The organism is Flavobacterium tistrianum (assembly GCF_003254545.1).
GTDB lineage: Bacteria > Bacteroidota > Bacteroidia > Flavobacteriales > Flavobacteriaceae > Flavobacterium > Flavobacterium tistrianum.
This window is the reverse complement of record NZ_QJRH01000068.1, coordinates 245035-260036: the sequence shown is the minus strand read 5'-3', so window position 1 is coordinate 260036 and position 15002 is coordinate 245035. Positions and strand designations below refer to the sequence as shown.

Here is a 15002-nt window from a genome sequence, read left to right as displayed (position 1 = left end):
TAAATATAAAAGGAGAAACATAAATGTTTCTCCTTTTATATTTACGTTAGAGTAAAAACTCATAACTCATAACTCATAACTTATAATTTAAAATTACACCATATCCTCAGGTTTTACCCAAGCATCAAAATCTTCTGGAGTTACATAACCCAAACGAACAGCTTCTTCTTTTAAAGTAGTTCCGTTTTTGTGAGCGGTTTGAGCGATTTCTGCTGCTTTGTAATAACCAATTTTAGTGTTTAAAGCTGTAACTAGCATTAACGAATTGTCTACTAATTCTTTGATGCGTTTATGATTTGGCTCAATTCCTTGTGCGCAATGTTCGTCAAAAGAAACACATGCATCGCCCAGTAATTGTGCCGATTGTAAAAAGTTGGCAGCCATTACGGGTTTGAAAACGTTCAATTCGTAATGTCCTTGCATTCCTCCAACGGCAATTGCCATATCATTTCCAATTACTTGCGCACAAACCATAGTTAAGGCTTCGCATTGTGTTGGATTTACTTTTCCGGGCATAATAGAAGAACCTGGCTCATTTTCGGGAATGTGAATTTCGCCAATTCCAGAACGTGGGCCAGAAGCCAACATTCTTACATCATTAGCAATTTTGTTTAAGGAAACTGCTAATTGTTTTAAAGCTCCGTGTGTTTCTACAATGGCATCGTGTGCTGCGAGTGCTTCAAACTTGTTTTCTGCTGTTACAAAAGGATGATTGGTAAATTTGGCAATATACTCAGCAACTTTTACATCGTAACCTTTTGGTGTGTTTAGTCCAGTTCCAACAGCGGTTCCTCCAAGAGCAATTTCAGATAAATGAGCTAAAGTATTTTTCAAAGCTTTTAATCCGAAGGCTAATTGAGCGGCGTAACCTGAAATTTCCTGGCCAAGAGTTAATGGTGTCGCATCCATTAAGTGTGTTCGCCCGATTTTGACAACGTCTTTAAATTCGGTTGCTTTTTTTGCTAAAGTAGCATGAAGTTTTTCTACGCCTGGAATTGTAGTTTCTACAACCATTTTGTAAGCTGCAATGTGCATTCCGGTTGGAAAAGTATCATTTGATGATTGGGATTTGTTGACATCGTCATTGGCTTTTATGAATTGTTCGCCTTCACCAATTTTAAAACCTTTAAGAACTTGAGCGCGATTAGCAATTACTTCGTTCACATTCATGTTGCTCTGCGTTCCAGAACCTGTCTGCCAGATTACAAGCGGAAACTGATCGTCTAGTTTGCCTTCAAGAATTTCGTCACAAACGGCTGCAATCGCGTCTCTTTTCTCGATTGGTAAAACTCCTAAATCATAATTGGCATAAGCTGCAGCTTTTTTTAGATAAGCAAAACCTTCTATGATTTCTTTTGGCATAGATGCCGCTGGTCCAATTTTAAAATTATTTCTAGAACGTTCTGTTTGTGCACCCCAATATTTATCGGCTGGGACTTGAACTTCGCCCATGGTATCCTTTTCTATTCTGTATTTCATTATGTTGTATGTAAAAATGTTATTTGTAAAATGTAAAATGTTTTGATGAATTTCATCTGAGCTCTTTTAAGCAAAGGGATTGTATGCTCTAAAAAGCTTATTTAAAATGAGTATAAATATACGGATAAATGTTATTTAACGAAAATTGATTTAGATTTTATTGCTGAGAAAAAATATATACCCTACATTTGTCGTAACATTCAAAAATTCCGGAAAACATGTTTGAATTTTCACAGTACTTAGGCTTTTTACTTTTCTTAACCATACTAACTATAGGGTTTTGGTTAATGTTTTTCTTAGTTGGTTTCGTATCTTACTGGGTTACGGGTGCTAGCTGGGAAATGATCAAAGAGAAAAGAGCTAGAAAAAGACAAGAAGAACAATCTATTTAATTTTAGATTGATGTCATAAAAAAAGAACCCATTTGGGTTCTTTTTTTGTTCCAAAAAAAAGGAAATTCCAATACTGAAAATCCAAATTCCAAAATTCCAATCCTTTGCGTTTAGAACTTTGTCAAAGTTTTAAACTTTGACAAAGTTGGATAATTAAGTAAATAGGTTAAAAAGAAAAATTCCAAATCCCAATGATAAAATTGGAATTTGGAATTTTTGTATTGTTAATTTTTATCCAGATTGGAATTTGGATTTTCAGTATTGGAATTTAAAACATTTTATCCCGGAAAATCTCCACCGCCGTCTCCGCCGCCGTCATTTCGTGGCTGTGCGTTTTTATCTCTTTCGCCTTTTGGTTTATTGAAACGGTAAGTGAATGATAAATTGAATTGACGCTTACGGAACTGGAATTCGCTATAAGAAGTTACTCCATCTAAATAAGTGTAAGATCTCATTTTTCTTGAATTGAAAACGTCGCTAATGTTGAAAGCAATGGTTGCTTTATCTTTCATGACATCTTTGCTTAAAGCCGTATTCATCCCAAATTGCCCTAAGTTTTTACCTTGAGCTGTTTTCTGTTCTCCGTTGTACATTGCAGTTAATTGCCAGTCAATTTTGTATGGAAGAGTAACTTTAGAGTTTACTCTTGCAAACCAAGAGGTAGCCTGATTGTCTAAATTTTGAACTATAGTATTTCCTTGCGTATCTACATAACTGTGCTCTCCTGTAGTTTTTACATTAAAGAAATTGAAGTTACTGTTCAATTTCCACCATTTGTATGGAGTATAATTGAATGTAAATTCGAAACCAAATTTTTGTTCTTTTCCTAAATTAATAGGCTGACTTTTGATTACTGGAGTACCGTCAACTACCTCACCTGGAGCAGGTGTTACTACTTCGCCGTCAGGAGTTACTACATCACCAGTAGGAGATCTTACAAAGCTGAAAACGTCTTTTGTGTCTTCAAAATATGCCGATGTATTAAAGGTTACTTTGTCCCATTTTTTGATATAACCAATGTCATATTTGTCTGTTAAAGAAGGATCTAAATCTGGATTTCCTTGAAAGATATTAATGTTGCTCGCATAGTTTACGGCAGGATTCATGAAACGGCCTCTAGGTCTAGATAGACGTTTGCTATAACTTGCAGTAAAGTTGCTTTGATTTGAGATTTCATAACTAATAAATGCGCTTGGAAACAAGTTGTTGTATTTTTTAGTATTGAAATTACTGTTGTCTAGCAAATTAACATGAATATCTGTGTCTTCCCATCTTAGACCAAATAAATAAGAGAATTTATTTACTTTGAAACCATATTGCGTGTAAAGCGCATTGATGTTTTCTTTGTATTCTAAAGTATTAGATAGGTTAGGATCTTTTACGGGAACATTATTTTCGATTGTCGTTACATAATATTCGTTATTTAAATCTCCAAAACTTCCTTTATAACCCGCTTCAAACTGTCCACCTTTACCTAATGGAAGAACGTAATCTGCTTGAAATAATACTTGCTTTTGTACCTGATCGTTTAGCGTATTATTGAAATTTGGTGAAGCTGTAATGGTACTATAACTGTCATCTGTATTTCTTGAAATAGAAAGATCTGCAGTAAGTTTATGTCCTTTATCGTTAAAATTTTTAATCAAGTTCGAAGTATACTCAAAGTTTTCGCTTCCAGTATCTGCGTCATTTAAACGATAAGATGTTCCAGTGTAATTATGTGCAGCATCGTAGTTGTAATAATTGATCAAATCTCTATCATCACCCGTGTTTTTTTGGTAATTGATGGCATTTGTCCAAAATGTAGAAGGAGTCAGTGTCCATTCAACACCAGCTCGTCCGTTAAATCCGTTTCTGACACGTTTTGTATCACGGTTTTCATCTAAATAGCTTTTTGTTACTTCGTTTTGATCAAAATATTCTGAGTTTGTTTTACCAGCTCCTTCAGTAGTTCTATAGTTGTAACCAGCAGTCGTGAAATAGTTTAACTTTTCAGTTTTATAGTTTAAGTTGGCACTTGCGCCATACGTTTCTGGTAAACCTGTTGAAGCAATAAAAGTTCCGTTAAAACCTTGGTTTTTACCTTTTTTAAGAATAATGTTGATAATTCCAGATCCACCTTCTGCATCATAACGTGCCGATGGATTTGTAATTACTTCTACTTTATCAATGGCATCTGCCGGAAGCTGTCTCAAGGCTTCTGCAACGTTAATCGCCTGCGATGGCCTTCCGTCAATTAAAATACGAATGTTGTCGCTTCCTCTCAAACTTACATTTCCTTCAGTATCAACAGAAACAGATGGAACGTTGTCTAAAACATCGCTAACGCTACCACCTTTTACAATCATGTCTTGACCAACGTTATAAACTTTTTTGTCAAGCTTAATTTCTACTGTCGATTTTTCAGCACGAACTACAACTTCGTTTAATTGTGCAGCATCTTCAGATAGGTTTACAACACCTAAATTGGTGTCATCCTGAATGCTTTTTTGTTTAATTTCAGTAGATTTAAATGAAATAAACTCCACTTTTATATCATAAGTTCCGGGTGCAACTGCAACTTCAAATTCTCCTTTCGGGTTTGTGATACCACCAGCAACAACTTTTGTGTCATTTGGTTTGGTAAGCGAAATTGTAGCGTATTCTAAGGGTTGCTTGCTTACTTTCTCGAAAACTTTTCCGGTGACTTTTACTTTGGGGCTTTCTCCCGGACCTTGTTGAGAGTAATTGTAAAAACTTGTAAACAAGAATACAAGTAATACAGCAAATTTGATTTTTTTCATTTTCTGGTTTTCTTTTTCTCTTTAGACGCCAAATGTAGTTTTTGGTTTAAAGAGAAAAATCATAAAAAAATGTTAATAGGGTATTTTAGAATCAATCTAAAAAAGAAGCGACAAGTTCTGGATCTCGACCAATGATGGCTTTTCCGTCTTTTACAACAATCGGGCGCTCGATTAAAATAGGATTTTGTACCATGGCATTGATAATCTCATCATTACTCAAGGTTTTGCCTTTGAAATTTTCGATCCAGATTTTTTCTTTCGTTCTAATTAGCTGAATTGGTTCAAGATTTAATTGTCCTAATAATGTTTTTAACTGGTCAAAAGATGGAGTTTCAGTTAAGTACGGTATGATTTCAAAATCCTGATTCGATTTTTCAATAAAAGCAAGGCAATTTCTCGATTTTCCGCATCTCGGATTGTGGTAAATTTGTATCATTTTGTTATATTTAAATGTTTAATATTCGTACAATAAAAAAGGAGATATTTTAGCAATATCAAAAGTAAGACTAACTTATCGAATTTGAATTCTCATTTTTTAAAATTTTAAATTTATGTTTTTAGAACAAGGGATTAAACCCGAAAACAAATTTTGGAAATATCTTTTAGGATCAGTCTTTATTATTTCAGCCTCTTTTATAGGGCAAATTCCAATTACTGCAGCTGTATTTTATAAAACATTTATAGATCATATCGCCTTTCCAACAACAAACGAAGGTGTGATGAAAATGTTTGAATCTAATACCACTCTTTTTCTTGTGATGATTTCATTTGTCTTTGCTTTTGCAGGAATTTATTTTGTTGTAAAATATATCCATCATCAAACTCTCTTGTCGGTGACAACTTCAAGATCTAAAGTAGATTGGAAAAGAATCTGGTTCTCGTTCTTTTTATGGTCATTTTTTTCAATGCTTAGTTTTTTGTTTGTATATTTAAGATCTCCGGAGCAATTTGTATTACAGTTTAAATTAGTTCCTTTTTTGATATTGGCGGTTTTAGGATGCGTTTTAATTCCGATCCAAACTTCTACGGAAGAATATGTTTTTAGAGGTTATTTAATGCAGGGGTTTGCCAATTTAGCTCAGAATAGATGGTTTCCGCTACTTATGACTTCCTTAATATTTGGCTCGATGCACTGGACCAATCCGGAAGTTGAAAAAATGGGAAGTATTATCATGATTTATTATATCGGAACTGGATTGTTGTTGGGGATTATCACTTTAATGGATGAGGGAATGGAATTGGCGCTAGGATTCCATGCTGCAAATAATCTTGTTGGAGCATTATTGGTTACTTCAGATTGGACGGTTTTTCAAACCAATTCTATATTTAAAGATCTTTCAGAACCTTCAGCAGGAATTGATGTGATTCTGCCAGTTGTTGTTGTTTACCCAATCTTGCTTTTTATTTTTAGTAAAAAATATGGCTGGACCAATTGGAAAGAAAAGCTAACAGGAAAAATTAGTAATGTTGAATTAAATGCTTAAGAATATGCAAAACTTAACTCATAATAAAGTTCACAATTATTTTAAATTAAATGGATATCACCTAAATGCGAAAGACTTGTGCCGTGTCGCTTATAGTTACATAAAAGAAGGTGATGCTTACGAACAATCCATTGGAGAATTCTTTTTGGATTGGTTCGATAAAAAAGATTATGTCGAAATGACGACTTCTGGAACAACAGGACTTCCAAAATTGGTTAGATTGAAGAAACAGGCTATGATTCAGTCCGCATTGGCAACAGGTGATTTTTTTGGTTTAGAACCAGGAAATAAAGCTTTATTGTGTCTGCCAACGCAATTTATTGCAGGAAAGATGATGTTGGTAAGAAGCCTAATTTTAGGATTGGAATTAGATGTGGTTTCGCCAAGTCTACATCCGTTGCAATTCAATACAACAATATACGATTTTGTGGCAATGGTGCCGCTTCAAGTTCAAAACTCTATTGAAGGACTTTCTAAAGTTCGTAAGTTAATTATAGGAGGGGCGAAATTAGATTCTGCTTTAGAGGAAAAGCTTTTACCGCTTAAAACAGAAATCTACGAAACCTACGGAATGACCGAAACGATTACGCATATCGCAGCAAAACGTTTGGGTGATTCTGTTTTTTCGATTCTTCCAAATGTGAAAATATCTCAAGATGATCGTCAGTGTTTGGTGATTAATGTCGCTTCTATTTCTGATGAGCCAATTGTAACCAATGATTTGGTAGAATTGGTGAATGAACAGCAATTTAAGTTTTTAGGGCGAATTGATAACGTAATAAATAGTGGAGGAGTAAAGCTGATTCCAGAACAGATTGAAGCTAAACTTATTGGTAAAATAAACAGCAGGTTCTTTGTAACGGGACTTCCAGACACTACTTTAGGAGAAAAATTAGTTTTGGTTGTAGAAGGAGAAAAACAAGAATTTGCTCCTGATTTTTTCGATGTTTTAGGGAAGTACGAAAAGCCAAAAGAAATAGTTTTCGTTTCAAAATTCAAAGAAAATGAAAATGGGAAATTACTTCGTAAACCTACCCTTCAGTATTAAAATGTCAATATTTAAAATTGCTTCGCCTGTTCGCTAACGCTCGGGTCCAAATTCCAATGCTGTGCGTTTAGAACTTTGTCAAAGTTTTAAACTTTGACAAAGTTGGAATAAAAATAAAAAATCCCAAATTTCAATAATTCAGATTGAAATTTGGGATTTTAAATATTAAGCAATTCCAAGGTTGGAATTTCTTATTTCTTACGTTCCATAAGTGCCATATAGAATCCGTCAAAACCAGATTCAGAAGCTAACATTTTACGGTCTTCAATAAAAGTAAACTGTTGTCCAATTTCTGTTTTTAAGAACTTCTCAACTTGTTCTTGGTTTTCTGATGGAAGAACAGAACATGTTGCATAAACTAATTTTCCGCCCGGTTTTACAATTTTAGAATAGCTTTCTAAAACTTCACTTTGAACTTTACGAATGTTGTCGATAAATTCAGGCTGTAATTTCCATTTAGAATCAGGATTTCTTTTCAAAACACCTAATCCGCTACAAGGTGCATCGATTAAAACACGATCAGCTTTTTCGTGTAATTTTTTAATCACTTTTGTGCTATCAATAATGCGGAATTCAATATTAAAAGCGCCATTTCTTTTAGCTCTTAATTTCAATTGCTTCAATTTGCTTTCGTATAAGTCCATTGCAATCAATTGTCCTTTATTTTCCATTAAAGAAGCCATGTGCAATGTTTTTCCGCCCGCTCCTGCGCAAGTATCAACCACACGCATTCCTGGTTTTACATCCAAAAATCCTGCAACTAATTGAGAGTTGGCATCTTGAACTTCAAAAAGGCCTTGTTTAAAAGCGTCTGTCAAAAATACGTTTGCTCTTTCTTTTAAAACAAGAGCATCTGGCTGGTCTTTTAAATATTCAGTTTCAATATTTAAATCCATTAAAGTATTTCTAAGACTTTCTTTGGTGCCTTTTAAAGTATTAGTTCTCAAGATAACTTTTGCAGGCTGATTTTGCGCTGCAATTTCTTTTGCCCAAACTTTTTCTCCAAGTTCTTTTACGCCCAATTCATCCATCCAATCGGGAATAGATTCTTTGATGGCTCTAGTTTTAGATAATTCGTCAAAACGTCCTTTAATTTTTCTTTCTGGAGTTCCTTCCAGCTGTCTCCAATCTGGAATTGGATATCCGCGTAAAACAGCCCAAACCGCAAACATTCTCCATAGATTGTCTCTGTCGTAAGGTTCTTTTACTTCGGCAATTTCAGCGTATAATCGTTTCCAGCGAACAATTTCGTATATGGTTTCAGCAACAAACTTCCTGTCAGAACTTCCCCAACGTTTGTCTTTTTTTAATGCTCTGGCTACCACTTTGTCAGCATATTCTCCTTCGTTGAAAATGGCATTCAAAGAGTCAATGGTAGTATAAACTAAATTTCTGTGTAATCTCATTTCTATAATTTGAGTTGCAAAGGTACTATTAATTGATTGAAAGTTAAATTTTTAATACTGAATCTTAATCTAACTCGTATTAAAAGAAAAAAACACTCCAAATTAGAGTGTTTTTTTTGAATTATTTAAAAGCCTATTATTTTGTAATACGCGTTAATCCAATATTTTCTGGAGCATGAAGCACCATTGGGAATTTTTCTATTTTAACAGAGCTGCTGTCTAGACCAAAAGCTCTTTCTTCAGATAAACTCAGTTTTTTGATAAAGAAGTAAGAATTCATGATAATGTTCTCATGCCATCTTAAATCGTTGTCGTTTGATAAGAATTTCTCAGACAATACAAATTTGAAGTCTCCAATAATATTGTTTTTGTTCAAAGATTCGTAACGGCTCGTAATATCTACTTCGCCTCGTTTTACCATATCTTTGATAACTTCTCTAAACATCAAATTGATTTTGGTTGGTTCTCTAAAACCTAAATTGAAATCAATTCTATAAATATCATCTTTAGCAATTTCGGTTACTTTATATTGCGTTTTATATGGTTCAGTCAAAATATTTACGTGAACAAACCAATAAATATCAGCTCTTTTTGGACGCTTTTGAAGGATAGAATAAATGATTTTTTCCTCCAGTTCATCAACACGATTTGCATTGGTCATATAAACCAAATGCGTAGCATATTTCGGAATAGATAAATCTTGGCTTAATTCTACTAAAACTTGTTTGTAATCGTCAACTTTAACCACTTTAGTGTAGTTTTTGTTGATTTTCTTAGCCAAATACCAGATTGTCATTACAGAAATCAGTAAACTCGCAATGATCAAGGTTACATAACCACCTTCTGCAAATTTGGTAATATTAGCAAAAAGGAAACTGAACTCAATCAATAAATAAATAGTGATCAACGGCACCATAAAGTACAGTTTTACACGTTTCATGATTAAGTAATAGTTTAACAGAATCGTCGTCATGATCATACACAAAATAATGGCAAGACCATACGCATGCTCCATATTTCCTGATTTCTCGAAATGTAAAACGATTCCAACACAACCAAAAAACAACAGCCAGTTGATTGACGGAATGTACAATTGACCTTTTACTTCTGTTGGATATTTGATTTTTACTTTTGGCCAGAAGTTCAGACGCATTGCTTCGTTAATTAATGTAAACGAACCTGAGATGAGCGCTTGAGAGGCTATTACAGCCGCAAGAGTGGCAACTACAATTCCGAACGGTAAAAACCAATGCGGCATGATTAAGTAAAACGGATTTCCATTTTCTCCTCCTAATTGCTGTAATGTACTTCCTTCATGGTGAATTAAATAAGCTGCTTGACCAAAATAGTTTAAAACTAAAGTCGTTTTTACAAACATCCAGCTAATTCTGATATTTTTTCTACCACAGTGTCCCATGTCAGAATACAAAGCCTCAGCTCCAGTTGTACATAAGAATACGAAACCAAGAACGAAGAAACCATCGGGATGTATCGATAATAAATGATATGCGTAATAAGGATTGATCGCTTTAATTACTTCTGGATAATTTGCTACCTGAATCGCCCCTAGCGTTCCTAACATGGCAAACCAGATTAGCATCATTGGAGCAAAGAATTTACCAACCAATTTTGTTCCGAATTGCTGAATGGTAAATAAAACGAACAAAATTGTAATGACAATATACACAATAGTTTGTGTCTGCATCGTCGGGTAGAATGCTCTAATTCCTTCTACAGCAGAAGAAATCGAAATTGGCGGGGTTATAATTCCGTCGGCAAGCAGGGCGCTACCTCCAATAATCGCGGGTACTATGAGCCATTGAATTTTTGTTTTCTTGACTAATGCATATAAAGCAAAAATTCCTCCTTCACCGTGGTTGTCTGCACTTAAGGTGATAAGTACATATTTTATTGTAGTTTGTAATGTTAAGGTCCAAAAAACACAAGAAATACCACCTAAAACAATGTCGGCATTTATCGTGTGATCGCCCAAAATAGCCTTCATTACGTACAATGGAGAGGTTCCAATATCTCCATAAATAATCCCTAAAGTAATCAATAAACCCCCAATAGACAACTTACTATGTAAGTTTTTATGCGATGCGCTCATGTATAGTTTTATAAAAAGACGGTTGCAAATTTACTGTTTTAAAACAAATTAGTGGCAATTATAATTAAAAAGATAAAAAAAAGCACAATCGTAAAATTGTGCTTTCTTTTTTGAGTATTATTTATTTTGAAAATTAACCTCTTCTACCATTTCCTCTAGAACTTGAGCCATTATCTCTTTGGCTTTGCCCACCTCTAGATTCTTGGTTTCCTCTAGAAGATTCTTGGCTCATTCGCGGAGATTCTGAACGCTGGCTTTGTTGTGGTCTAGCAGAGTAATCTCTGTTTGAATTGCTAGATTGGTTTTCGGAATAGCTTCTTGAACTTCTTTCAGCTCTTGGAGCAGACACTTCTCGGTTAGAATAATCTCTTGATGGGCTAGAAGTATTTCCGTTTCCATAATCTCCTCTTTGAGTATTTTGTACTCTTGCGCTATTTTCAGCTCTTTGAGAATTATAGCCATTATTTGAATAGCCGCCACGATTGGTGTTTCTCTCGGTGTTTACGCTTTCAGAACTTCTTCCTGTAGAGTTGTAATCTCTGTTGTTGTTGATGCTTCTGTCAACAGAGGATCTGTTTGTTGCACTTCTATTATCGGCATAAGTTCTGTTAGAAACACTGTTGTCAGATGTTGTTCTTCCGGTATAATTTCTGTTTGTGTTGTATGTATTTCTATTAGCTTCTCTGCTCGCTACACGTCTTTGGTCTAATTCATATCTGTTTGATGTGTTGGCATGTCTTTCAGCAAAGCTATAGTTTGGACGCATTCTTTCGTAACCGTAAGTACGTCTTGTTTCATAGATTGAAGGAGCTCTGTAACTTCTTCTCGTATTTACATAATTGTATGTGTTGTGTACATTGATGCAAACATTGATGTTGTTTCTATATCTGTAAACTGGATATGGTCTCCAAGCAGTATAGTAAGTTGGATAATAACCCCAATACCAAGTTGAATAGTAAGGTCTGTAATTGGTTACCCAAAACGAAGTGTAAATAACTGGAACAACACTATAAACAGGCTCATAAATGTAATTTGCTCCATACAAGTAAGAGTTTCCGACAATCTGAACACTTACTTTATTGTAATTGTCTCTTTCCACATCTATTGTAGCAACGTCTTGATAAACATCACGATCTAAAACCGCTTGGATAATAACAACGTGTGTTCTGTTTTCGACACTTTCGATTACACGAAGATAATCTACTTCGTCATCACCGTTAAGGTCGAGATTTGATATTTGATATTTTGGGTCATTCAAACGTCTTTCAAAATCTTGAAGGTTAGCTGATTCTCCAAACATCGAAGCAACGGCTCTTAAATCTAAGTTATCGCTTATGTCTGAGTTTTTTGCATAAACAGTAGTTTGACTTTGCGCAGAGCAAGAACCCAAAACTAAGGCTGATATCGCTATTAAAAGTAAATTCGCTTTCATGGCTAATTTGTATTAAATTATTTTGTGTTATGAGATATCCAATTACTGTGCCACAAAATTTGTTTGTTAGAAATTAGGATTTATGCTGTTGATTTTTAGTTTGTTATAAGTTTAAAAGAGTGTATTGGCGAATTTTTTATTTAAAGTTCTGGAGACGAAATAATAAATAATCTTCTTGAAAAAAATTAGAAAATTAATTTTCTATGTGGGAATTAATTGTATTTTAGCGTTAACCAAATTTTTAAATTTCCTATGAAAAAACTCGCTTTATTTTGTGTTATTTTTATTTTGCTGATGTCATTTAGGACATTTAATTATAAAACTGACGTTGTTTACAATAATGGCTTTACATCAATGACGATAGATACATTATTTAAAGACAGAATTAGTATTAGAGCGATTCTAATTGATAAAAATAAAGTTTGGTACGGAGCCGATAATTCTCGTTTTGGTTATTACGATTTGGATAAAAAAGAAAAATTTGAAGAACATATTTACCGCGATACGCTTAAATTGGAATTTAGAAGCATAGCGCAAACTTCAAAAGATATTTTTTTGCTGAGTGTTGCAAATCCGGCACTTCTTTATTCGGTTTCTAAAAAAGAGCGCAAAGTTAAACTGGTCTACAAAGAAGTTAATCCGAAAGTATTTTACGATAGCATGCAGTTTTGGAACGATAAGGAAGGAATTGCAATTGGAGATCCAACAGAAGATACTTTTTCTATTATTGTAACTCGTGACGGAGGAGAAACTTGGACAAAATTGTTGTCTGATAAATTACCAACAAATAGCACAGGAGAAGCTGCTTTTGCTGCTAGTAACACTAATATTGTCATAAAAGGTAATGATACATGGTTAGTATCAGGCGGAAAAAAAGCGCGTGTTTTTTATTCTCCAGATAAAGCAAAAACATGGAAAGTTGTAGAAACTCCGATCGTACAAGGAAAACAAATGACAGGAATTTTTACTGCCGATTTTTACGATTCTAAGCAAGGTTTTATTGCAGGAGGCGATTATGATCTTCCTAATAATAAAGCTAATAATAAAGCTTTTACAAAAGATGGAGGCAAGACTTGGCAATTAATTGGACAGAATATGGGATTTGGTTATGCATCATGTGTGCAATATGTTCCAGGAGGTAATGGGAGAGAAATTGTTTGTGTAGGTTCTGAAGGAATACAGTATTCTCAAAATGGAGGAGAAAACTGGATGCAGCTTTCTACAGATAACAGATTTTTTACTATTCGATTTGTGAATAGAAATACTGCAATCGCAGCTGGACATAATAAAGTAGTTCGATTGAATTTTAAATAAAAAAATAAGAACCCTAAATAATAAAGTAAGTATTATTATATAGGGTTCTTATCGCTGTTGTATCGTTAAGTTTAATCTTTGCCTTTGTCTCGATATTGCTGTAATAATTTACGATTAAAATCGTCTTCAGATTTTTTAAGCAATAAAATCTTTTTTGCAGGAAGTACTTTTTTCAAACTGTTCATGTATTTTTCACGAAGCTGATATATTTCTTTATCTGTACTTTCAATTTGAGATAATAAAGTTGTTGCTTCTTTATCTGAAAGATTTGCAAGATTGTCGTCTTTTAATTGTCTCAGATACGTTTTCATTTTTAAATACTTCAATTCATATTGCTTATCATCATAAGCATTATAAATCGGCCAGAATTTTTCAGCTTCAGTTGAAGTTAATTCTAATTCTGTTGTCAAAAAAGACACTTTAAAAGCTTTAATCTTTTCTCGCTTTTCATCAATTTTTCCATTTTGGGCAAAAATTGAAAAACTTGTCAGAAATAGCAATAGCGGTAAAATGTTTTTTATTTTCATTGTTAAGCTAAGTTGTTGAGTTAAGTTTGATTTAATTTTGTTCTGAAATTAAGTGTTCTATGTTTGGGCTGGTAACTAAAATGTCTTCTAAAGTTTCATCTTCCAGAGTAACATCGTTGCCTAATTTTTCGATATCGCTGTCGTCCAACTTTTGAATAAGATCGTACTGGCTTATATTAGAATGATAGGATAAATAATTCTCTAAAGTAGCTTCGTCTAGATCGGTTGAATTTGCTTTATAATTATTGATAACAGGAATTAATAATGCAAAGCCCACGACAGCAGCGGCAGCTGCCCAAAGTGTTTTTTTACGTTTGTAAAAAGGAATTACTTTAACTTCTTTTTCATTTAATTGCTGTAAAACCTTATCTGAAAAATTATCAAAATAGTTTTCTGGAGTTTTAAAGCCAGATTTTATTTTGGGTTCGTTTTCTAATTTAAATGTTTTCATAATACTTATAAGACAGTTTTAGTTACAAAAGGTTTAATTTGATGTAACATATAATTCGATTTTTTTTACTGCGTGATGATAAGATGCTTTAAGAGCTCCGACAGATGTTCCCAAAATATCTGCAATTTCTTCGTACTTTAATTCTTCAAAATATTTCATTTTGAAAACTAATTGTTGTTTTTCTGGAAGTGTTACAATTGCTTTTTGAAGTTTGATTTGAATTTCGTCTCCGTCAAAATATAGATCGGCTTTTAAGCCATCAATGGTTTTATTTTGAAGGTCTTCGGACGAAATCCCACTTAATTTTGCTTTTTGCGATAAAAAAGTCAAAGCTTCATTGGTAGCAATACGATACATCCAGGAAAAAAGTTTACTTTCTCCTTTAAAGTTTTTAAGATTTTGAAAGACTTTTATAAAAGTGTTCTGCAATACATCGTCGGCATCATCATGATTCAAAACAATGTTTCGAATATGAGAATACAAAGGTTTCTGATAATCAGACAAGAGTTTTTGAAACGCAACATTTTGCGTTTCAGGGGTTAATAATTGTTTTATAAATTCTTTCTCGTCTATCAA

12 protein-coding genes are annotated in these 15002 nt (G+C 33.7%); 3 read left to right on the top strand and 9 right to left on the bottom strand.

What is annotated here, in order from left to right; all coding sequences use genetic code 11:
- Positions 1-93: 93 nt before the first annotated feature.
- The 3 genes from fumC to arsC form a co-directional block, all read right to left on the bottom strand.
- Positions 94-1479, bottom strand: coding sequence for a class II fumarate hydratase (gene fumC, locus DMB71_RS11705; RefSeq protein WP_111366275.1), 1386 nt, complete (start codon positions 1477-1479; stop codon positions 94-96).
- Positions 1480-2149: 670 nt separating this feature from the next.
- A complete protein-coding gene (locus tag DMB71_RS11695; RefSeq protein ID WP_111366273.1) occupies positions 2150-4654 on the bottom strand; it encodes an outer membrane beta-barrel family protein in 2505 nt (834 codons plus the stop codon).
- A gap of 91 nt (positions 4655-4745) precedes the next feature.
- A complete protein-coding gene (arsC, locus tag DMB71_RS11690; protein WP_111366272.1) occupies positions 4746-5090 on the bottom strand; it encodes an arsenate reductase (glutaredoxin) in 345 nt (114 codons plus the stop codon).
- 115 nt (positions 5091-5205) lie between these two features.
- Here arsC and DMB71_RS11685 point away from each other — a divergent pair, with 115 nt between their 5' ends.
- A complete protein-coding gene (locus tag DMB71_RS11685; RefSeq protein ID WP_111366270.1) occupies positions 5206-6138 on the top strand; it encodes a CPBP family intramembrane glutamic endopeptidase in 933 nt (310 codons plus the stop codon).
- 4 nt (positions 6139-6142) lie between these two features.
- Entirely contained in the window at positions 6143-7186 is a 1044-nt protein-coding gene (locus DMB71_RS11680) for an AMP-binding protein (RefSeq protein WP_111366377.1), read from the top strand.
- A 191-nt stretch (positions 7187-7377) separates the two neighbouring features.
- Here DMB71_RS11680 and DMB71_RS11675 read toward each other — a convergent pair whose 3' ends face one another.
- The 3 genes from DMB71_RS11675 to DMB71_RS11665 all read right to left on the bottom strand — a co-directional run bounded on the left by DMB71_RS11675 (position 7378) and on the right by DMB71_RS11665 (position 12134).
- Positions 7378-8592, bottom strand: coding sequence for an RsmB/NOP family class I SAM-dependent RNA methyltransferase (locus tag DMB71_RS11675; protein ID WP_111366268.1), 1215 nt, complete (start codon positions 8590-8592; stop codon positions 7378-7380).
- A 136-nt stretch (positions 8593-8728) separates the two neighbouring features.
- Positions 8729-10702: a KUP/HAK/KT family potassium transporter gene (locus DMB71_RS11670; RefSeq protein ID WP_111366267.1), complete on the bottom strand. Its 1974-nt coding sequence runs from the start codon at positions 10700-10702 to the stop codon at positions 8729-8731.
- 133 nt (positions 10703-10835) lie between these two features.
- The gene (locus DMB71_RS11665; RefSeq protein ID WP_111366265.1) at positions 10836-12134 is read right to left on the bottom strand and encodes a hypothetical protein; all 1299 of its coding nucleotides are present in this window, start codon (positions 12132-12134) and stop codon (positions 10836-10838) included.
- 252 nt (positions 12135-12386) lie between these two features.
- Here DMB71_RS11665 and DMB71_RS11660 point away from each other — a divergent pair, with 252 nt between their 5' ends.
- Complete coding sequence (locus DMB71_RS11660) at positions 12387-13448, top strand: beta propeller repeat protein (protein WP_111366264.1); 1062 nt, start codon at positions 12387-12389, stop codon at positions 13446-13448.
- A 71-nt stretch (positions 13449-13519) separates the two neighbouring features.
- On the opposite strand, the gene DMB71_RS11655 is transcribed toward DMB71_RS11660, so the two are convergent.
- Genes DMB71_RS11655 through DMB71_RS11645 form a run of 3 tightly spaced genes read right to left on the bottom strand, consistent with a single transcriptional unit; the run spans position 13520 to position 15002 of the window.
- Complete coding sequence (locus DMB71_RS11655) at positions 13520-13975, bottom strand: sensor of ECF-type sigma factor (protein ID WP_111366262.1); 456 nt, start codon at positions 13973-13975, stop codon at positions 13520-13522.
- Between the two features lie 31 nt (positions 13976-14006).
- Complete coding sequence (locus DMB71_RS11650) at positions 14007-14426, bottom strand: hypothetical protein (protein WP_111366261.1); 420 nt, start codon at positions 14424-14426, stop codon at positions 14007-14009.
- Positions 14427-14459: 33 nt separating this feature from the next.
- A complete protein-coding gene (locus DMB71_RS11645; protein ID WP_111366259.1) occupies positions 14460-15002 on the bottom strand; it encodes an RNA polymerase sigma factor in 543 nt (180 codons plus the stop codon).